Consider the following 18,553-nt stretch of genomic DNA (forward strand, 5'->3'; position numbering starts at 1 on the left):
TTGATGAGTATGGATATATGACTGTCTAAATTGCTGGGTATTATCATGAGAGTAACAAAAAGAGACCTTAGAGGAAATAAGGAAGGTGAGATAGCCCTTACTCCGGAGACACTGGATGATCTATGGCATTTGAAATACATCATCGAGAAAGGCGATCTTGTATTTGCTCTCACTAAAAGGAAAGCTGATGCTGCCAGCGATAAGCTCAGGCCGGAGAAGGTCGAGAAAAAGAACGTGAGACTTGGTATCAGGGTAGATGACCTTGAGTTCCATAAGTTCTCCAATCGTCTAAGGGTCCACGGTCTTATTGAACATGGGATGGATGCCGGTTATCACCATACTCTCAATATTGAGGAGGGAACTGCCCTCTCTATAATAAAGCACTGGAAAAAGGACCAGGTCGAGCGTGTGAACGAGGCAGAAGCTGCATCCAAAAGGCCAAAGGTCATTATCGTGGCCATTGAAGAAGGCGATGCAGACATTGGTTTTGTGCGCCACTATGGCATAGAGCTTTATTCCCATATCCGGCAGTCATCCGGGAAAGGTGAAGGCACGCTTCGTGAAGTGTTCTTCAGCACCATCCTGGAGCAGTTAAGTCATGCCATGTGCGGGACGGAGTCGGTCGTTGTTGCAGGACCGGGTTTTACCAAGGATGATCTTATGAAGTACATCTCTGCAAACAATTCCGAGCTGGCAGCAGGTATCCTTGTTGAGGATACATCTTCTATAGGCATGTCCGGTTTTCAGGAAGTGCTTAGAAGGGGTGCAGTTGACAGGATAATGGAAGAGTCCAGGATTGCCAGGGAGTCTTCACTTATGGATGAACTATTAAGAGAGATGGCTCTTGGTGGCAAGGTTGCGTATGGTATGGATGAAGTGAAAACAGCGATAGATTATGGTGCGGTCGAAACGCTCCTGGTCGCTGATGAGCTGCTTCGTCTGGAGCGGGAAGCAGGTAACATCGATGCTATGATACAGGAAGTCGAGCATGCACAGGGTAACATGGTGGTATTCAGTACAGAGTTCGAGCCGGGGCAGAAATTGCACTCTCTTGGTGGTATAGCAGCTTTGTTGAGATTTAAGATATGATCGAAATGTGATCCTCAACGCTGTGGTTTGCCACTACGTAATGAAGGTCGTTCGATGTAATCAAGGCAAAGTAACTCCTTGCCATCCATGTAGACTCTGACAGTACCTCCGGATTCGGATATTGTGACCGCTATTGCAAAAGTGTCCCTTGTGATCGCAGCTGCTGATACATGTCTTCCTCCAAGCCCCTTTTCAATGCCAATGTCCTTTGCATCAACATCGAGATATCTGCCTGCAGCATTGACAATGCCAGCTTCTGATATCACAAAAATACCGTCAAGAAGAGCAAATTCCTTGACGGATTCCCAGTTCATCCTGTCCAGTATGTTCCTATGTTCGTCCTTATGGCCTGCATAGGGATTGAGTATCATCTGATGGGAACGCTGCATGACCTCTTCAGTATCGCCCAGGATAAAAGCAGTTCCTATTTTGTGTCCTTCTCTTCCGCTTGCAGCAATATCAAATGCTATGGTGAGCGCTGCACGCATGACCTCCGGTTCTATTCTTTCTTCACATTCCTGAAGTGTTCTGATAAGGGGGCTTTGTGAGATCTCGTGGATCACTATTGCGCTGGATTCCTTTGTCTGGATCACCCCGACGATAGTGCCTTCCCTGAGTTCACCGATTATATGTTCGATTGCAGCTGCTTCTTCGATATACCGGACATTTCCGGACGTTTCCCTGTTAATGGGTTCAATGATCTTTTTCAGCTTTTGGCCTTCATCGGGGGTGTCGGATATCAGGTTATCAATAATGCTTTTTTGCCGCCGGGTCACATAATATATAGGAATGTCTGTTTCAATACTCTCAAGGTCAATGTCCCCGGATACTATTATGGCTGGCGCTCCCAGTTCTTTGGCGATCTGAACTGCATGTCCTGCCAGTACGGTTGCTGTATTGATAGTATCCATCCATTCCCTCAGATATTCTGTATTATTAATTATGGTAATTATCGATTATATATATTATCTATAAAACATTTCCGTCTGGGTCCAACGGTACCATTTAACAGACATACCGTCTATTTTGTTTATATGGCCAGAATATTTGTTGCAGTCGATCTGCCAGAGGAGTTCCGTGATGAGGTCCGGGTCATACAAACACGTTTTTCCGGGCTGAAGTTGAAATTGGTTGACCCTGATCTTGTGCATATTACCATGAAGTTCATTGGTGAGGTTAAGGAATCAATGGTTCAGGAGGTTGCAGAAGCGCTGGAGTCCATTGAATGCAAACCTTTCGATGCTCTTGTCGGCGGTATTGGGGTTTTCCCAAAGCCTAAAGCTCCAAGGGTTGTTTGGTTGGGTGCAGAAGGGAACTTTGAGCTTCTTCATGATGAGATGGAATCAAAGCTTTCAAAGTTCAGGTTCAAGAAGGATAAAAAGAAATTCACCGCACATGCCACTCTGGCAAGGGTAAAATTTATGCCTGCAGGTCAGATGGATGAATTCCTGGGATTACTTGATGAGCTTAATGATATAGAACTTGGGAACATGGTAGTTGACAGGATCAGTTTGAAGAAAAGTACTCTGACACCACAGGGTCCCATCTACGAAACACTTCATGAGGTCATGTTAGGGTAATAATACTACACTACAAAATAATATACTATAATATTAACAGGAAAATGGCTTTTGGCCACTGTTCCTGTTAATCTCAATTATTCCAGGGTTGTTTCATATTCCGCAAAGCCAGTTGATCGAAGTATCCTTTTGTCCGATGTGATTATCAGGCATTCGACCCCGTCAAGGGTTTCTATGAGCTCCATTCCTTCATTTTCTCCAAGTACGAACACCGTGGTTGCCAGGGCATCGGCATCCATAGCTGTTTCCGCAATAACCGTTGCGCTGATCAATTCGTTCACTGAGTATCCGGTCCTTGGGTCGGATATGTGGGAAACCTTTGCAGCATCACTGAAGTAACGCTCGTAGTTACCGCTTGTTGCGACAGCCATATCGTCCAGTTGCATCAAAGTGATGAAATCTCCCTGTTTGTCGGGGTTCTGGAGTCCTACTGTCCACATTGTCCCATCGGGCTTTGTTCCAATGTACCGTCCGTCTCCGCCGGCATCAACAAAACAGCTGGTTATGCCTTCTGATGCCAATGATCCTATGGCCTGGTCTACAGCATATCCTTTTGCTATTCCTCCAAGTGCGATCTTCATGCCTGGTTCCATGGAGATGTTCCCATCTTCGATGGTTATCATGCTGTAATCAACAAGTTCGAGAGTGGTGTCTATTTCTTCCTGTGTAGGTGGCTGGTATGTTCCGCCGGGACTGAACTTGCTTGCCCAGAGGTCAAGTACTGGCATTATTGTGATGTCAAATGCACCGTCGCTTATAGTGGAATAATACATAGACCGTTCAATAACGTAGATAAGGTCTGGTGAGGCGCCCTCCAGTCTTGATCCTTGATTCAGGATACTGGTCTGGCTATCATTTTTGTAACTGCTCATGACGTCATCGACATCCTCTACTCTTCCAAAAGCTTTGTCAACAGTCTGTACCGCATGTTCTTCATTAAAATCATAGATAGCGATTGTAACTGTTGTGTCCATTATACTGCGCGAATCAGTATAAAATATTTCATTTTTGGTAGTTAAATTGTCCTCCTGCTCCTCATATAATACTGTGAATGAAATGGAAACTATAACGATTAATACTAGCAATAGAACTGTTTTTTTGTCCATGCTGTATGGATAGATATGCTTAATATTAAGCTTATTTCGAAACCTATAAATATTCACAATCAATGATTCTGGCAATTATATTAGTCGACGGATGTTAATTATTATTCATGATAGGACGTGTTTGTATGAGTAATTCTAGTGCAGGAATTGCATCGGGTGGGAATGCCGGTAAAGACAAGTATCTCGCTGTTGCAATTCATCAGATCATAGAAGAATATGGTTGGAAGGGGATAGAAAAACACTTTGGTGGCGATCATCACATGATCTACGTGAAGTCCGGTTCTCCATTGGACAAGGTAGAAGTGAAGGCACACAAGGTTGGAAATCGTCTTGATGTAAACTTTTTAGGCATAACGCCAAAGAAAGGTCTTTTTGATAAGATCTTTGATTTTAATGTAAGAGAGATCCCCAAGAGCTTTGAGCTGCACAAATACGTTTCTGATGATATGACTGTTCTGGAAGAGCAGCATATGACTACGATTATCGGTGTTGTCCTCAAGGAATTGGAGGACGTGGCAGAGGATTAAGAGGGGATCATATGGCAAAATTAGAGGTAATATTATTGGCAGCCGCCATTTTCATCTTCGCATTTGCAGGCGTTTTCGCAAGCATGGGTTATAGTGGTAATGAAGCGATCGCTCATCACTATATGACCGAAGGAGAATGGTCGGACTCAAGTTGTGGAGGTTGTCACTTCACGGTATCTGATCATGTGGAGACCAACACCCATATTCAAAGAGATATCGATGAATGGGATCCACTGACAAACTTTGATATTGAGGTAGAGGGCGAAGACGAATGGGTCAAACTCTATGGTGCTTATCATCCTGGTGGCGGAGCACTGGAAGAGTATGGCGTAGATGTGGATTGTATGATCTGCCATGAGCAATATGGTATGTATGATATCGAAGCACGTGCTATGAAGTTCACTGAAGGGGATTTTGAAAATGCAAATGCAGCAGCAATGGTGGATGCAAATGTTGCAGTGCAGACCGATGCTATCAGAAAGTTCACTTATTTCTCCAATGCTGTTACTCCGCTTCCATTGTTGTTGTTGTTCCACGACACTGTAAATGGAGCTCCTGTAAAAGAATCATGTTCAGACAATTGCCATGTGGCAAATATACCTACAACGGCTGTAATGTGGTCTTCACCTGATTATGCAGACTATGATGTACACGCTGAGGTCAATTGTGTTGAGTGTCATGAGATATCACATTCAAGTCTTCTGTTAAAAACAGATGTTGAAGATATCCATGAATTAGAAGCCGAGGTCCGCAGCTGTGATGATGCAGACTGTCATGCAGGCATCTCACATGGACCTATCGTTGATGCTCACCTTGAGACCGTAGAATGCGAGTCATGTCACATTCCTGCGCTTCCGGGAGGGGAACTTCCAGGTGGAACTACCCTTGGATCCTTCGACTGGTCAAACGGTGAACGTGTCAACTCTTACAAGATGGAAACTATTATTCCAGTGCTTGCATGGTCCAATGGTGTGGGTGAGGATGAACTGAACATCCCTGATGTTAAGGATGATTCCGAGGTTAAACTTGCACCTTTCAATATCGTAACTGGTATCTGGTGGGATGAAGGCTTGAACCCTGAGGTTGCAGAGTCACCTGACACAAGCAAGGAGATCGGTGACCCGATAGCTGTGTCATATGTGGAAGCTGCTGATTCAGATCAGGATGGTGCTGTTACGGTCGATGAGATGAGAAGCTATGACGGAGATAATGACGGTGAAGCTGATTATCCGAATGCTGTACTCAGGACCGTTGAGCTTTATTACAGGCTGAGCCACAACATCGCAGGTTCAGATGTAGGAATGGCAGATCTATTTGAATGTGCTGATTGCCATGGTTCAACTGCAACAGCAATTGACTGGGAACTGGTCGGTTATGATTCCGATCCGGCACAGACCGATCCGCCAACAGATTTCACATTAAAGACGATCGATGTGACCATACCAGGAGCAAAACCTCCTGAAGTTGACAGGGAGCCTGCGTTCTAAGGAGTTGGTGTTTGTGACAAAGGTCAATATTATGAAAAATATGCCTGAGAAGGTAATTATTCCTTTAAAACAGCATGATGGTAGTATCTGTGAACCACTTGTGAAGAAAGGGGATATGGTCTGTGAAGGGCAGAAGATAGGTGAATGCGGATCGTATGATTCCGCATCTGTCCATTCAAGTGTATCCGGGGAAGTCGTTTCCATTGAGGAAGCTCCCCATCCAAGTGGCAATAAGGTGAACAGTGTTGTGATCCAGCCATCCGAAGATGCAGAATGCGTTGATTTTAAACCAAAGGATGTTCCGGTTTCTGAACTTGCGAATCTGATAAAGGACGCTGGTATCGTTGAGCATTATGGAACCCCTACCCATATGGTCCTAAAACCCGAGGGTAAAAATATCGATACCGTTCTGGTAAATGCTACTTCTTCAGAATGGATAGGCGGGCATTACGATACACCTTCACAGTATTCATCACAGGTGCTTGATGCATTGAAATTATTGATGAAAGCAGCAGGTGCTTCCAGGGGTGCGATCGTTCTCAGGAATGATGACCTTGAATCCATTAGCGCGTTTGATGGATTGAACTTTGATGGAAAGAACATCACTGTTGCTCCATTGGTCGGCAAGAGGAAGGTCAAATACTACTTTAAAGATATGGCGTCAGATATTGTGGTCGTATCACAGGACCACATATATGGAAGAAAGATCCTTGACCTTTTCACTTATAATGTGACCGGAAGGAAGGTTTCTTTCGGTTGTGATCCTACTGATGTCGGTGTTGCTATCTGCAGTGTAAAATCTGCAAAAGCACTTTACGATGCAGTGAATGCGGGAAAACCATATATCGAGACCGTAGTTTCAGTTTCCGGAAAAGTTAAAGATCCGCAGAAGATCCTTGTAAGGATAGGCACGCCTTTCAAAGATGTAATTGAAGCATGTGGTGGCTACATAGGTGAAGCTGGCAAGCTCATTGCAAATGGTGCGATCACAGGTGTGGCACAGTACACTGATGATGTACCGGTGAGCAAGACAACGACATCTATATTCGTCCAGTCGGTCGATGAGGTCGTAAGGGGTGAATCGGTTGCATGTATTCACTGTGCAAGATGTGTTGATGTATGCCCTGTGAACCTCGTGCCAAGCAGGTTAACAGCACTTGCTGACCAGGGTCGTTTTGACGAGTGCCGTCAGATGCATATTATGAACTGTGTGGAATGTGGCAGATGTGCAGCTGTCTGTCCTTCAAAGATACACGTGTTGCAGCTTATAAGGTATGCAAAGAGCTCTATTGAAAAAGCATATGAGGATTTTGCTCCAAAACAATCATCTACTAACCTTAAGTTAGGATGCTGTGGAGGCGAATAAGATGACATTTACGATTTCAGCTCCCCCTCACAAGAAAGAATCTATTACTTTTAACAAGCTGACCCTGGCTAAGATAATTGCTCTTATGCCTGTGGTCCTGCTATCTGTATATCTATTTGGTCTTCCTGCACTAGGAATAGTCATTGCGGGCATTCTGGCAGCAGTTGTGACAGAGGTCGCAATACAGAAAGCATTTGATCAGAAGATAACAATTGCAGACGGAAGCGCCGTTCTGATCGGTTTAATGATCGCGATGGTGGTCCCGCCGGAAGTCCCATTGTGGATACCGATGATCGGTTCTGTCTTTGCGATCGGAATAGGAAAGCATGCTTTTGGTGGAATCGGGTCCTATGTGTTCAACCCGGTCCTTGCTGCATGGGTATTCCTTAGTCTTGCATGGGGTTCAATAATGGCTCCGGCATCCTATCCGCAGACGACGGCTTTGTCCGATCTGGTACTGGAAACCGGTGCAGGTGTAATGGCAGGAGTATCTCCGCTCGCATTGTTGCTGGCAGGTTGCATACTCATATTACTTCGATATGTGGAATGGAGAATTCCAGTTTCCTTCTTCGTGACCACAATTTTGCTTGCAGTGTTGTTGGGTGACAGTTTATCATACGTTATTCTTGGTGTTGTCCTGTTTGGAGTACTGTTCCTGGCAACTGACACTTCAACTTCTCCTGTAACAAAGAACGGTCGTGTGATCTATGGGATCGTTTGTGGTGTTCTGGTTGTAGTATATGGCCATTTTGCAAATTATGTTGATGCGACCTTCTATGGCCTGTTCCTTGCAAACTGTGTTTCAGCCCTGATCGATAACAACACGCTTCCGGGGTCGTACGGTTCAGAGACTTACCTGCAGCGTAAGTACAAACGTATCCTTTCAAAGGTCCCTTTCAAGGATCGTCTGGAGGTGTTATTAGATGACTGAATCAAATAGAGACATCGTGATTATCATAGGAAAATTGGTGCTGATCTCAGTAGTTGCTTCAGCACTTCTGGCCATAACATATGTGCCTACAAGTGAACAACTGAAGAAGAACTATGCAGAAGCGAGGACTGCAACACTTGCTGAGCTAATGCCCCAGGCAGCAGAATTTGAGGCAGTATATGGTGATGAGATCATTAACGATGAAGGTGACAGGGAAATATTATACTACCGTGCGAAAGATAGCTCCGGTAATCTGATCGGATATGCTTTCTTCAGACAACATCCTGGTGCACAGGGTTTGTTGGAAGTTGCCGGTGGGGTTGATGTTTCATTCAATGAGGTTACCGGAATGAGTGTCATGAGCCACACCGAAACTCCCGGATTGGGTTCCAAGATAACTGAACCTGCCTTCAGGGATCAGTTCAAAAACGTAAAAGTAGCAGACCTGAGTTTGTCAAAGTCTGGTGGTGCAATTGATTCAATTACCGGTGCCACGATATCATCTCAGGCAGTAATAGATGCCCTGAATGCCCAGGTTGAAGTTATACAGGTAGCAGAGGGTTAAGAGGTGATGTTATGAATGCTTTAAGTGAATTTATTCGTGGAATTACAAAAGATAACCCTATATTTGGTCTGGTATTGGGTCTTTGTCCTACATTGGCAGTTACCACGTCTATTGAAAATGCTATTGGTATGTCAGCAGGAACAGCTTTTGTACTGATCTGTTCCAACCTGCTGATATCGGCTCTGAGAAAGCAGATCCCCCCTTCAGTGAGATTGCCAATATTTATTTTGATAATAGCAACGTTCGTTTCGATCGTAGAGATGGTAATGAAGGCTTATTTCCCGCCAATGTATGCAGCATTGGGTGTGTTCATTCCCCTTATTGTTGTAAACTGTATCATCATCGGACGTGCAGAGGCATATGCTAATAAGAACAACATGTTCTATTCGCTCATTGATGCATTGGGTTCATCGACTGGTTTCCTTCTTGTTCTTGTTCTTATTGGAGGTATCAGGGAACTTCTTGGAACTGGTCAGATCGTGACCTTTGGTGTGCAGATCATCCAGCTCCCTATTAATCCGATCACTTACATGATCCTATCACCGGGGGCTTTCCTTACAATAGGTGTTTTGATGGCAATAGTCAATTATAGAAAAGCAAAGAAGCTCGCAAGAGGTGGCTAAAATGGCTGCTGACGTAAGTCTTTTCCAGATATTCATGGATGGTGTGTTCATAAAGAACTTCCTCATCATCCAGTTCCTTGGCCTGTGTTCATTTGTGGGCGTTACCAAGGATACAAAGAGTGCTGCAGGAATGTCAGGTGCTGTTATCTTTGTAATGGCACTGGCAGCAACCGTATCATACCTCATATATTCTTTCGTATTGATACCGTTGAAACTCGAATTCCTTAGCCTGATCAGTTTCATTGTAGTGATCGCAGCTCTTGTACAGCTTGTGGAGTTCGTTGTCAGGAAGAACATTCCTTCACTATACCGTTCACTTGGTATCTATCTCCCGCTTATCACAACCAACTGTGCAGTTCTTGGTGTTGTGTTGCTCAATGTCCTGAACGAATACTCTTTCATACAGAGTGTTGTGTTCGGAGTTGCAGCAGGTATCGGTTACACCATAGTCATGTTAATGATGTCCGGTATCAGGGAGCGTAGTACTCTTGTTAGTGTTCCGTCTTCGGTTCGTGGTCTTCCTCAGGCTTTCTTCATCGCAACAATGCTCTCAATGGCATTTGTTAACTACTTCGGAGTGATCCCATTATGACCCTTACCACTTTACTTATCCAGGCAATGGCAACACTTGGTGGGCTTGGTCTTGTGATCGGTATCATGCTGATCGCAGCATCAAAGTTGTTCAAAGTGGAGACCAATCCTCTTGTTGAAGAGGTCGTAGAGGTTCTTCCAGGTGCTAACTGTGGTGCCTGTGGGTTTGCAGGATGTGCAGACTTTGCAGAACGTGTTGTGAATGAGAATGCTCCTCTTGACGGCTGTCCTGTAGGAGGGTTTGAGACTGTAAAGGAGATCGGTGGAATTCTCGGACAGGAAGTTTCAGAGGCAGAGAAAGAGTATCCATACCTCAGGTGTAATGGTGGCATCCACTGTGTTGACAGGTTCGATTATGTAGGTATCGAGGATTGTACTGCTGTGATCATGCTCTCTGACGGTGAGAAAGGCTGTAATTACGGATGTATGGGTCGCGGAACATGTGTGCGTGCATGCCCGTTCGATGCTATTACGATCGGTGAGGACCGTCTTCCTATTGTGAACAAGAACCTCTGTAAAAGCTGTGGTCTTTGTATTGAGGCATGTCCCAACGAGGTGCTCATGTTTGCAAAGGATTCCGAGAAGGTTCATGTCCAGTGTAATTCTCATGACAAAGGTAAGGCTGTAAAGGCAGTTTGTGAAATCGGATGTATCGGCTGTAAGATATGTGAGAAGAACTGTCCGGAAGAAGCTATCACGGTAACGAAGTTCCTTGCAGAGATCGACCAGGATAAATGTACTGCCTGTGGGATCTGTGTTGAGAAATGCCCGCAGAAATGCATTGAAATAAAGTAAGGAGTGGAGTGATTATATGACATACAAGACTTCCATTGGACTGAATGAGAACATTGTAGGGATATTGTGCTATCTGGGATTCTGGATGACTGGTGTTCTTTTCCTCTTTATTGAGAAGGAGAACAAGTTTGTCCGTTTCCACGCGATCCAGTCAGCAATGGTCTTTATGATCCTGACATCGATCGTCTTCCTGGTCGCATGGATCCCATACGTCGGCTGGCTGCTTGCTGATTTCGGAGGATTCTTTTCTCTCTTCGTCTGGCTTTCTTTCATGTTCATTGCCTGGAGAGGTTCAAAGGTCAAGGTTCCGGTGATCGGCAAGATCGCTTACAACTATGTATATAAGTGAGTTCGGACAATTCCGTTCTCATCGTTAAGGGATCATGTATCCGGGAAACATGATCCTTATATTCTAGTTTCTTTTTCCTGTCACGTCACGAAAGATTAAAAAGTAAAATCAACCTTATTCTTCCTGCATCGATATCATAGATTATCAGTTATGACTGGAGGGTTCGAAATAAAAGAAGAGATATGGATCGAGAAATACAGGCCTTTTAAGCTTGAAGACATTGTGGGTCAAAAGGAAACCACAGAAAGGCTGATATCATATGTAAAGAGCGGTAATCTTCCTCACTTGTTGTTCTCAGGTCCTCCTGGGGTTGGAAAGACCGCAACTGCTGTGTCCATTGCAAGGGAATTGTTCGGGGATGGCTGGCGCGAGAACTTCACGGAACTCAATGCGTCAGATGAGCGCGGTATCGATGTTGTGAGAACGAAGATAAAGAACTTCGCGAAGACATCTCCAATTGGGGGTGCCGATTTCAAGATAATTTTCCTTGATGAAGCAGATGCTTTGACATCCGATGCGCAGTCAGCACTGCGCCGTACAATGGAGCGCTATACCAGTAACTGTCGCTTTATCCTGTCCTGCAATTACTCTTCAAAGATCATCGAACCTATCCAGTCAAGATGTGCTGTTTACCGATTCCGCCACCTTACTGAAGATTCTGTAGCTGAAAGGTGCAGGCATATTGCAGAAAAGGAAGGTCTTTCAATTGCTGATGATGGTATGGAAGCATTGAAGTATGTTGCCCAGGGTGACATGAGAAAAGCAATAAATGCACTTCAGGCAGCAGCTCTTTTTGATAAGACTATCCACAGGGATGCTATATACAGGATAACTGCAACAGCTCACCCGGAAGAGATCATGGAACTCCTCAAGACTGCACTATCCGGTAATTTTGTACTGGCACGCAAGAAACTTGATACTTTGATGCTGGAAAAAGGTCTTTCAGGAGAAGATGTCGTCGGGCAGATATATCGCGCTATCTTTGACATGGACGTATCCGGCCAGCGTATGGTTGATCTTATGGACATGATCGGGGAAGTTGATTTCAGGCTTACCGAAGGTGCTAACGAAAGAATACAGCTTGATGCTTTGCTGGCACATTTTGCGTTGACAAAGGAGCAATAAGGCAATGCCGTTCGAAGAGCATTTGCTGGATGCACTCGCAAGCGTTCCCTCATGGTTGGCAACGGTAGTTCTCAGTGCATTGCCGGTCTCAGAGCTTCGTGGTGCTATCCCTATTGCTATCGGGGTCTATGGAATTGATCCGATAGATGCCTATTTGCTTGCAATTGTAGGGAATATGCTCCCTGTGATCCCTCTTTTACTTTTTTTGGATCCTGTGTCTTCTTTCCTCAGACAGTTCAGGATAGGGAATTCTTTCTTCACCTGGCTTTTTACAAGGACCCGTCAAAAGCATTCTCAGAATATGGAACGTTATGGCACACTCGCACTTACGCTGTTCGTGGCAATCCCATTACCGGTTACAGGGGCATGGACTGGCTGTGCAGCTGCTTTTGTGTTTGGTATAAAGTTCAGGCATGCAATGATGGCGATCGCAGCAGGTGTTATGATCTCAGGTATTGTGGTAACGTTGCTGACCCTTGCAGGAATGGGTGCTATTGACCTGTTAAATTAAAAAAAGGAATATGGCATTAGTCACGGGGCTTTGTGAGCATGTCATATGCCAGCTTTATATCTTCAGCTTTTACAGTTTTTCTTCCTGCATGGTTTGCATAGATTATAGCTTCCTTTGATATTTTTATACCGTAATCTTCCAGTATCTCTAAAAGGGCAGATGCTGCAGATTCGCTGACCCTTTCTGAGCCTGCACTGCGAATTAAACGTTCTACAGAAGCCAATGGTAGTATGGGCATTTTTTATAACCTCTTTTTATCTCTATTATGTCTAATTAATTGTATTTGTATCCTTAATTTAGTTAAAAATCTATAAATATGTTTTTATTATCTTAAAAAGCCACAAAAATATGTTTTTTGGAATTTCTTCCTTTTTTTTCCTTTTAATGATTCAGGTATGCCTTATTTATGTATGTATGGCTTAGATTATGTAAACATCTCACACGTGAGGGAAGACAGCATGGACAAGAAATTCGCGCCTCATATTGAAGAGCTAACAAAGGCGCTAGAAAATATAAGCAGATCAACTATAGAAGATGAACTGGAACTGTTGCTAAAGTACCGTGTACCTATAGATGAAGCAAAGAGATCAATTCTTAAGAAATTCCAAAACGATTCTCTGGTATCAAAAAAGGTAAACGATCTTGCCATCGGTGACAAAGGGATAGCTCTTGAGGTTCGTATTCTTAATATCAATGAAAAGAATGTCAATTTACGCGGTGATACTGCTACTATCTTTTCCGGTGCACTTGCTGATGAGACCGGATTATGCTCTTTCACATCATGGAAACCGATCTCACTGAATCCCGGGGATGCTATTAGGATCCGGAATGCCACTGTAAGGGCCTGGCATAACAGGGCGGAAGTTAGTATAGGGGATCGCTCGGAAGTGGAACTTCTTGAGGAAACATATCTTCCTGATATCTCAGAGCTTTCAGTAACTCCTGTTAAAAAACTGGATGAAGTTGGCTATTCGGATATGTTCATAAGTTCAGTGGCGGCAGTCATTGAACTATATCACAGGGATGTTAATGTAAAAGGAAAAGATCTTACTATTATAGAAGGTGTAATGGCTGATGAGACCAGTCGCTTGCCTTTTGTTTCGTGGTCTCTTCTCGATGGTGTTGATATCGGCACCATATTGCGTTTCGAGGATGCATCGGTTAGCATGTATAGGGGTGTACCTTCCATACATCTGAATGAATCGACCTCGGTTCATATTGTAGAGCCTGATGAACACCTGCCTTTCACTTTTGCATCAGTGAACCTGCCACCAAAACCATTGCCTATAGGGGAAGTTTTACAAAACGAAGGTATGTTCGATGTATCGGTAGAAGGGAACATTGTTTCCATACGTCCGGGTTCCGGTGTGATCGCCCGCTGTCCGGAATGTAATCGTGTCATCATGAAGAACACCTGTCGCTCACATGGTGTGGTGGAAGGGATCCAGGACATGCGTATCAAGCTCATCCTCGATGATGGGACGGGTTCGCTTCTTGTTATGCTTAATCGGGAACTTTCCGAGATCGTTTATGGTAAGACACTTCAGGAGTCTGAGTCTCTTATGGGTAAGGCAATGTCTGCAAATGTTGTTTATGACGATATGAAAAGTATCCTTACAGGGCATTATCTCGGTGTGCGTGGGAATACTTCGAAGATCGAGTATGGTGTTACATTCGTAGCAAAATCAGTGTGGGTTCCGTCTGAAGATCTTGATAAGCGGGTATCAGCTCTTCTGGAGCGACTTGAAGGGGTGGAGTGATCTTTATGGTGGAGCGTGAAATTGCACACAGGATATTTGCAAAAGAGTTGAACGATTCAAGTTCTACAATACATTCTACTATCGACGAGGCGATAAATTCAGAGGGCCATACTCCAAATTACCTTCTTACTCCAGTGGGAACAATGGTCAATCGTGTTTTCATTGTTGGTGTTATCACGGAGGTTGATAATGTAGGCACTGACACGGATACATGGAAAGCCCGTGTGGTTGATCCTTCAGGTGCTTTTACAATATATGCCGGCCAGTATCAACCACAAGCAGCTATATTCCTCTCGTCTGTTGAAACTCCTGCATTCGTTTCCGTAGTGGGGAAGGTGCGTGTATATAAGCCGGATCCCGGAAGTCCGATCATATCCCTGAGGCCCGAAGAGATCCATCTGGCCGATGAAGGTATGCGCAACTGCTGGGTAACTGATACTGCAGAACTGACTCTTGACAGGGTTGATGCTTTTTCAAAAATGCTGTCCTTATGCGAAAATGACCCTAATTCGTGTAATTGCATGGAAAATATGGTTATTCCATCGAACTTATCAGAGGGCATCTGCCTGGCCATTGATAATTATGGTACTGATGCTGATTATCTGAATGAGCTGAGGTCCGTAGTTAAAAAGTGTATCGTTTCCATTGATCTTGCATCTTCTGCAGATGGCGATAAATACCTGGATGTTGTCGTAATGGAATTGCTGGAAGAGCTTGATAAAGGAAAAGGTGTGGAATATATGGATCTCCTTTCAGTTGCAAATTCCCGCAATATAAATGAAAAAGCAGTGGATTCAGCAGTCCGGTCTTTGCTTGCAAAAGGACAATGTTATGAACCAAAGATCGGCATCATTAAGCCGATCTCATAACATCATTTTTATTCTGGCCATGTCGGTCGGAGCGTATTATATCGATATGTTCCAGTTCACTTAAACTCGATGCTAAGATTGCCGACATCTTTTGCAAGTTTTTCGGAGATAAGTCCCAGTTCAAGGTTGCAAACATGGAGGATTCCGCATGGTACCAGGCATGTTGCGCAACAGTTTCCTTCCTGTGCTTTAGCGGTGACAATATTCTCTTTGATCCCAAAGAGCTGCATCATTGGTACTTCAAGCTCGGAAATGTTCCTGACCTTTGGACATTGGGTTTCTATCTTTATTTTAACGTTCTTTCCGTCCTTGGTTCCGTGTATTTTGTGTGTAAAACCACAAATTCTTGAATTCACTGTGATGTCTGTCATGTTGATCCTCTATATGGGTAATGAAAGCAATTAAAAGCAATATTTATCGTCATTTCGACGGGCTATTATCTATTATGGTAAACTTTGTATATAAGGGTTTTGTGAAGCATATGCAAAACCGGGACATCTCGATCGATTTGAAATCTTTTTATGCTTTGTGTTTTCAATTATTTTTCTTCACTTAATTTTTGTTACTTCTAATCACTTTGATTTTTTAAAGTGTATTCGATATACTTATATAAGCAAAGTGGAATAGGTAATTTCGCTATTGTATCTCTTCAAATTGCCTCTGTGATCATGTTAATTTGAACCTACAAGCAGGTATAGGGATTGTCATGGAAAAAGATGAGATTATCAAAACGGTACGAGACGGATTAGAATGTATGGTCGGTGTTGGTAAAACACTGGTACTTAATGAGGAGGACCGTAAGACCATAGCTCAACTTGAGGAAAAAGCAGACCAAATGACCTTGATGGGACTTGGCAGGGGTGACAATAAAGGTGTAAAGACCGTTCTTCAGCGTGATGTCATTATACCTTTCCAGACAACAATGGATTATAAGTGGCCGTGTGGTCCTAACGTGGTCCTTATGCATGATGAAAAGGTTGTTGGTGAGGACATTGATGATGCGGATAAAATAAAGTCACTGGAACAAAGCAGTGATTCCCTTGTGATCGGGAATATTGTAATATATGATAAATCGGTACTGACATCTCTGAATAGTAAGTCCGAACCTCTTGTTGTGGTATTACCGCCCAAGCCCTGTAACGAGATCGAAGAGTTACCTCATGTTTGCAATGCGACCCTGGCATCACCTTCTCCGCCAACGGATGAGTATCTGAAGGAAAGAATGGGTCTTGAAAGCGAACATGGTACCGGGAGCTTTCTTCTTGGGTTCGACATTGAGTGCGAATGTGAGTAATTAATTCCCTCTTAAATTCTTTTAGAATTTTGCTTTTTTTACTTTTTTATTTTCTTTTATGTATTATTCTTTCTCTCTTGTTGTCGAATGTTAACGCACGTTAAGGGGTTTTGCATGGTTTATACAAAGCCCTTATATATCATTAACTTGTTTTTTTTAATGCATATGTCTATCTATTACTGAAATAAACTATTACAAGTCAGAGGTAATCAAAATGTATGGTATTGCATTGGATCTGGGAACAAGTGGTTTTCGTGCTCAATTGATCGATCTGGAAGCTAAGGAGGTCTTAAAGACTGCTATTACCATGAGGCATCCGCTTCCTGGTGGAAATGTAATGGATCATCTGGACTTTGCTATCCAGGTGGGTGCTGATCTTGCACACGAGATCATACTGGATACTGTCAGCAGGATATTTGATGAACTGGATGTGGACACCAGTCTTATCAAGAGGCTTGCTGTATGTGGTAATCCTATTCAGTTGTCTTTATTCCAGAATATAGAGATCAGGGACCTTGCCTATGCCGGTGAGAACAAACAAAAGAAACTTGGTGTTGAGAATGTTTCTCGTGATGCAAGGGTATTTCCTGCAAGCGAATTGTTCGAGGGCATCGTGGATCTTCCCAATTGTACTTTGATAGTGCCTCCTGCTATCAAACATGAGATCGGCGCAGATGCGCTGGCTATGATGATCAAGACCGATTTCATGGACATGGAAGTCCCTTCGATGGTAACTGATTATGGTACAAATGCAGAAATGGCCATTAAAGTAGGTGACAAGATCATAACCGGAAGTGCTGCTGCCGGACCGGCAATAGAAGGCCAGGGCATGAGCTGTGGTATGCTGGCAAGTCCCGGTGCTATCTCTGATGTTAATGTTGAAGGTGACTACTGGAGGGTCACGATCCTCGATGGGCTTATGAACGAGCGCAAAGGGCATTTGATAGATCCGCTTACCGGCGTGATCAAGGAATCTTCAGAAATTGTTGCAAAAGGTGTGACCGGTACAGGTGCTATTGCTGCACTTTCTCTGGCTATTGAAACTGGTATTATTACAAAGATCCCTGAGATACCAAATGGTAAACTTATACTTGGGGATAGAATTGAAATTACTGAGAAGGATATTGAAGAGGCAGGAAAGGCAATTGGTGCTATCAGGGCTGCACATCTGACCCTTATGCTAGCAGCTGGTACTGAGTACAAGGACCTTGAGAATATGTATATGTCCGGTGCTACCGGTGCGTATGTAAATGCAGACAAGGCAAGAAAGCTGGGTTCATGTCCTAATTTCGCACACAATATTGTGCAATTTGGTAATACTTCAGTTGCTCTTGCAAGGGATCTTGTAATGGATGAGTCCAAGTTGGACGAGGTTATCGAGATCGCACATAAGATCAAAGCAGATCACCTGATGATGGCCACAAGTGATGAATTCTCTAATATCTATGTTTGTGAGCTTTCCTACTGGACCCAGGGTATGCCTCTTGATATGTATAACCAGATGCTTGGAATGTACAATCTGCCTGAGCTTCCAGAGATGTTCATGAACCCGCGGATCGAAAAGAGGGTTGCAAAGGACATTGATGAGGTTGGAAAAGAAGGGTTGAAGATCGTCAGTGATCTTGGAATTATCATTGAAGAGGAAGCTCCGGGGTGTATTCTTTGCCACAAGTGTGAGGAAGAATGCCCTGAGGATGCTATCACCATGATTGAACGTGATGGTAAGCTTTTTGCAAACTATAATAGTGAAAGGTGTCTTGGCACCAGTTGCAGGCGATGTGTCTCGATCTGTCCGGTGTCTGCGATCCATTACAAGAACATTTCTATTAAGGAATGATCTGTGTCTTTCTATTGTGATGCACTATTTTCTGTCGCCCGGGGTCAGGGCGGCGTTTCTTTTTGCTATTTAAGCCTTTTGCATAAATGGTTTTCTTTTTTACCTAATACATGTCTTTTGAAAGATGGTGTTATACGCCAACGATCAT

At 43.7% G+C, this 18,553-nt stretch carries 21 protein-coding genes; 17 read left to right on the forward strand and 4 right to left on the reverse strand.

Annotated features, from left to right (window positions below; all coding sequences use genetic code 11):
• Positions 1 to 45: 45 nt before the first annotated feature.
• Complete coding sequence (locus BMX02_RS00965; RefSeq protein WP_091688259.1) at positions 46 to 1,089, forward strand: mRNA surveillance protein pelota; 1,044 nt, start codon at positions 46 to 48, stop codon at positions 1,087 to 1,089.
• A 14-nt stretch (positions 1,090 to 1,103) separates the two neighbouring features.
• Here the strand turns inward: BMX02_RS00965 and BMX02_RS00970 are convergent, their stop codons facing one another.
• A complete protein-coding gene (locus BMX02_RS00970) occupies positions 1,104 to 2,000 on the reverse strand; it encodes a DNA integrity scanning protein DisA nucleotide-binding domain protein (protein ID WP_091688261.1) in 897 nt (298 codons plus the stop codon).
• Between the two features lie 123 nt (positions 2,001 to 2,123).
• Between BMX02_RS00970 and thpR the strand changes: the two genes are divergently transcribed.
• Positions 2,124 to 2,669, forward strand: a complete 546-nt coding sequence (thpR, locus tag BMX02_RS00975) for an RNA 2',3'-cyclic phosphodiesterase (protein WP_091688262.1) — start codon at positions 2,124 to 2,126, stop codon at positions 2,667 to 2,669.
• 77 nt (positions 2,670 to 2,746) lie between these two features.
• On the opposite strand, the gene BMX02_RS00980 is transcribed toward thpR, so the two are convergent.
• Complete coding sequence (locus BMX02_RS00980) at positions 2,747 to 3,643, reverse strand: FAD:protein FMN transferase (RefSeq protein WP_342210525.1); 897 nt, start codon at positions 3,641 to 3,643, stop codon at positions 2,747 to 2,749.
• Positions 3,644 to 3,900: 257 nt separating this feature from the next.
• On the opposite strand from BMX02_RS00980, the gene BMX02_RS00985 reads away from it, so the two are divergent.
• The 11 genes from BMX02_RS00985 to BMX02_RS01035 all read left to right on the forward strand — a co-directional run bounded on the left by BMX02_RS00985 (position 3,901) and on the right by BMX02_RS01035 (position 12,645).
• Positions 3,901 to 4,302, forward strand: coding sequence for a hypothetical protein (locus BMX02_RS00985; protein WP_091688264.1), 402 nt, complete (start codon positions 3,901 to 3,903; stop codon positions 4,300 to 4,302).
• 11 nt (positions 4,303 to 4,313) lie between these two features.
• Positions 4,314 to 5,789, forward strand: a complete 1,476-nt coding sequence (mmcA, locus tag BMX02_RS00990) for a methanogenesis multiheme c-type cytochrome (protein ID WP_091688266.1) — start codon at positions 4,314 to 4,316, stop codon at positions 5,787 to 5,789.
• A gap of 13 nt (positions 5,790 to 5,802) precedes the next feature.
• Positions 5,803 to 7,155: an Rnf electron transport complex subunit RnfC gene (rnfC, locus tag BMX02_RS00995; protein WP_091688268.1), complete on the forward strand. Its 1,353-nt coding sequence runs from the start codon at positions 5,803 to 5,805 to the stop codon at positions 7,153 to 7,155.
• A 1-nt stretch (position 7,156) separates the two neighbouring features.
• On the forward strand, positions 7,157 to 8,086 hold the full coding sequence (gene rnfD, locus BMX02_RS01000; protein WP_091688269.1) for an Rnf electron transport complex subunit RnfD: 930 nt from the start codon (positions 7,157 to 7,159) through the stop codon (positions 8,084 to 8,086).
• The gene (gene rnfG, locus BMX02_RS01005; protein ID WP_091688271.1) at positions 8,079 to 8,651 is read left to right on the forward strand and encodes an Rnf electron transport complex subunit RnfG; all 573 of its coding nucleotides are present in this window, start codon (positions 8,079 to 8,081) and stop codon (positions 8,649 to 8,651) included. Before rnfD ends, rnfG begins: the two co-directional genes overlap by 8 nt.
• 11 nt (positions 8,652 to 8,662) lie before the next feature.
• Positions 8,663 to 9,274 (forward strand): Rnf electron transport complex subunit RnfE, encoded by a 612-nt coding sequence (gene rnfE / locus BMX02_RS01010; RefSeq protein ID WP_091688273.1) that lies wholly within the window; start codon positions 8,663 to 8,665, stop codon positions 9,272 to 9,274.
• Between the two features lies 1 nt (position 9,275).
• Positions 9,276 to 9,866 carry an Rnf electron transport complex subunit RnfA gene (gene rnfA, locus BMX02_RS01015; protein ID WP_091688275.1) on the forward strand — a complete coding sequence of 197 codons (591 nt, stop codon included), beginning with the start codon at positions 9,276 to 9,278 and terminating at the stop codon, positions 9,864 to 9,866.
• Positions 9,863 to 10,660 carry an Rnf electron transport complex subunit RnfB gene (gene rnfB / locus BMX02_RS01020; protein ID WP_091688277.1) on the forward strand — a complete coding sequence of 266 codons (798 nt, stop codon included), beginning with the start codon at positions 9,863 to 9,865 and terminating at the stop codon, positions 10,658 to 10,660. The genes rnfA and rnfB overlap by 4 nt, the downstream gene beginning before the upstream one ends.
• Positions 10,661 to 10,676: 16 nt before the next feature.
• Positions 10,677 to 11,009, forward strand: coding sequence for a DUF4870 domain-containing protein (locus BMX02_RS01025; RefSeq protein ID WP_091688279.1), 333 nt, complete (start codon positions 10,677 to 10,679; stop codon positions 11,007 to 11,009).
• A 150-nt stretch (positions 11,010 to 11,159) separates the two neighbouring features.
• Entirely contained in the window at positions 11,160 to 12,134 is a 975-nt protein-coding gene (locus BMX02_RS01030) for a replication factor C small subunit (protein ID WP_091688281.1), read from the forward strand.
• Positions 12,135 to 12,138: 4 nt separating this feature from the next.
• A complete protein-coding gene (locus tag BMX02_RS01035; protein WP_091688283.1) occupies positions 12,139 to 12,645 on the forward strand; it encodes a COG2426 family protein in 507 nt (168 codons plus the stop codon).
• A 16-nt stretch (positions 12,646 to 12,661) separates the two neighbouring features.
• On the opposite strand, the gene BMX02_RS01040 is transcribed toward BMX02_RS01035, so the two are convergent.
• Positions 12,662 to 12,883, reverse strand: a complete 222-nt coding sequence (locus tag BMX02_RS01040; protein ID WP_091688285.1) for a histone family protein — start codon at positions 12,881 to 12,883, stop codon at positions 12,662 to 12,664.
• 220 nt (positions 12,884 to 13,103) lie between these two features.
• On the opposite strand from BMX02_RS01040, the gene BMX02_RS01045 reads away from it, so the two are divergent.
• A complete protein-coding gene (locus BMX02_RS01045) occupies positions 13,104 to 14,405 on the forward strand; it encodes a Single-stranded DNA binding protein (protein ID WP_091689051.1) in 1,302 nt (433 codons plus the stop codon).
• Between the two features lie 5 nt (positions 14,406 to 14,410).
• On the forward strand, positions 14,411 to 15,274 hold the full coding sequence (locus BMX02_RS01050) for an RPA family protein (RefSeq protein WP_091688287.1): 864 nt from the start codon (positions 14,411 to 14,413) through the stop codon (positions 15,272 to 15,274).
• 56 nt (positions 15,275 to 15,330) lie between these two features.
• Here the strand turns inward: BMX02_RS01050 and BMX02_RS01055 are convergent, their stop codons facing one another.
• Complete coding sequence (locus BMX02_RS01055; protein WP_091688289.1) at positions 15,331 to 15,645, reverse strand: DUF6951 family protein; 315 nt, start codon at positions 15,643 to 15,645, stop codon at positions 15,331 to 15,333.
• Positions 15,646 to 15,980: 335 nt separating this feature from the next.
• Between BMX02_RS01055 and BMX02_RS01060 the strand changes: the two genes are divergently transcribed.
• Both BMX02_RS01060 and BMX02_RS01065 read left to right on the forward strand, forming a co-directional pair.
• Positions 15,981 to 16,568, forward strand: coding sequence for a hypothetical protein (locus BMX02_RS01060; protein ID WP_091688291.1), 588 nt, complete (start codon positions 15,981 to 15,983; stop codon positions 16,566 to 16,568).
• A gap of 214 nt (positions 16,569 to 16,782) precedes the next feature.
• The gene (locus BMX02_RS01065) at positions 16,783 to 18,405 is read left to right on the forward strand and encodes a methylamine methyltransferase corrinoid protein reductive activase (RefSeq protein WP_091688293.1); all 1,623 of its coding nucleotides are present in this window, start codon (positions 16,783 to 16,785) and stop codon (positions 18,403 to 18,405) included.
• Positions 18,406 to 18,553: the final 148 nt, after the last annotated feature.

This window comes from Methanococcoides vulcani (assembly GCF_900111645.1).
In the GTDB taxonomy this organism is placed as follows: domain Archaea; phylum Halobacteriota; class Methanosarcinia; order Methanosarcinales; family Methanosarcinaceae; genus Methanococcoides; species Methanococcoides vulcani.

Excerpts from the sequence above, each read along its gene's own strand:
- BMX02_RS00965 (WP_091688259.1), top strand. The coding sequence starts at position 46 with ATGAGAGTAACAAAAAGAGACCTTAGAGGAAATAAGGAAGGTGAGATA.
- BMX02_RS00970 (WP_091688261.1), bottom strand. The coding sequence starts at position 2,000 with ATGGATACTATCAATACAGCAACCGTACTGGCAGGACATGCAGTTCAG.
- thpR (WP_091688262.1), top strand. The coding sequence starts at position 2,124 with ATGGCCAGAATATTTGTTGCAGTCGATCTGCCAGAGGAGTTCCGTGAT.
- BMX02_RS00980 (WP_342210525.1), bottom strand. The coding sequence starts at position 3,643 with ATGGACACAACAGTTACAATCGCTATCTATGATTTTAATGAAGAACAT.
- BMX02_RS00985 (WP_091688264.1), top strand. The coding sequence starts at position 3,901 with ATGAGTAATTCTAGTGCAGGAATTGCATCGGGTGGGAATGCCGGTAAA.
- mmcA (WP_091688266.1), top strand. The coding sequence starts at position 4,314 with ATGGCAAAATTAGAGGTAATATTATTGGCAGCCGCCATTTTCATCTTC.
- rnfD (WP_091688269.1), top strand. The coding sequence starts at position 7,157 with ATGACATTTACGATTTCAGCTCCCCCTCACAAGAAAGAATCTATTACT.
- rnfG (WP_091688271.1), top strand. The coding sequence starts at position 8,079 with ATGACTGAATCAAATAGAGACATCGTGATTATCATAGGAAAATTGGTG.
- rnfE (WP_091688273.1), top strand. The coding sequence starts at position 8,663 with ATGAATGCTTTAAGTGAATTTATTCGTGGAATTACAAAAGATAACCCT.
- rnfA (WP_091688275.1), top strand. The coding sequence starts at position 9,276 with ATGGCTGCTGACGTAAGTCTTTTCCAGATATTCATGGATGGTGTGTTC.
- rnfB (WP_091688277.1), top strand. The coding sequence starts at position 9,863 with ATGACCCTTACCACTTTACTTATCCAGGCAATGGCAACACTTGGTGGG.
- BMX02_RS01025 (WP_091688279.1), top strand. The coding sequence starts at position 10,677 with ATGACATACAAGACTTCCATTGGACTGAATGAGAACATTGTAGGGATA.
- BMX02_RS01030 (WP_091688281.1), top strand. The coding sequence starts at position 11,160 with ATGACTGGAGGGTTCGAAATAAAAGAAGAGATATGGATCGAGAAATAC.
- BMX02_RS01035 (WP_091688283.1), top strand. The coding sequence starts at position 12,139 with ATGCCGTTCGAAGAGCATTTGCTGGATGCACTCGCAAGCGTTCCCTCA.
- BMX02_RS01040 (WP_091688285.1), bottom strand. The coding sequence starts at position 12,883 with ATGCCCATACTACCATTGGCTTCTGTAGAACGTTTAATTCGCAGTGCA.
- BMX02_RS01045 (WP_091689051.1), top strand. The coding sequence starts at position 13,104 with ATGGACAAGAAATTCGCGCCTCATATTGAAGAGCTAACAAAGGCGCTA.
- BMX02_RS01050 (WP_091688287.1), top strand. The coding sequence starts at position 14,411 with ATGGTGGAGCGTGAAATTGCACACAGGATATTTGCAAAAGAGTTGAAC.
- BMX02_RS01055 (WP_091688289.1), bottom strand. The coding sequence starts at position 15,645 with ATGACAGACATCACAGTGAATTCAAGAATTTGTGGTTTTACACACAAA.
- BMX02_RS01060 (WP_091688291.1), top strand. The coding sequence starts at position 15,981 with ATGGAAAAAGATGAGATTATCAAAACGGTACGAGACGGATTAGAATGT.
- BMX02_RS01065 (WP_091688293.1), top strand. The coding sequence starts at position 16,783 with ATGTATGGTATTGCATTGGATCTGGGAACAAGTGGTTTTCGTGCTCAA.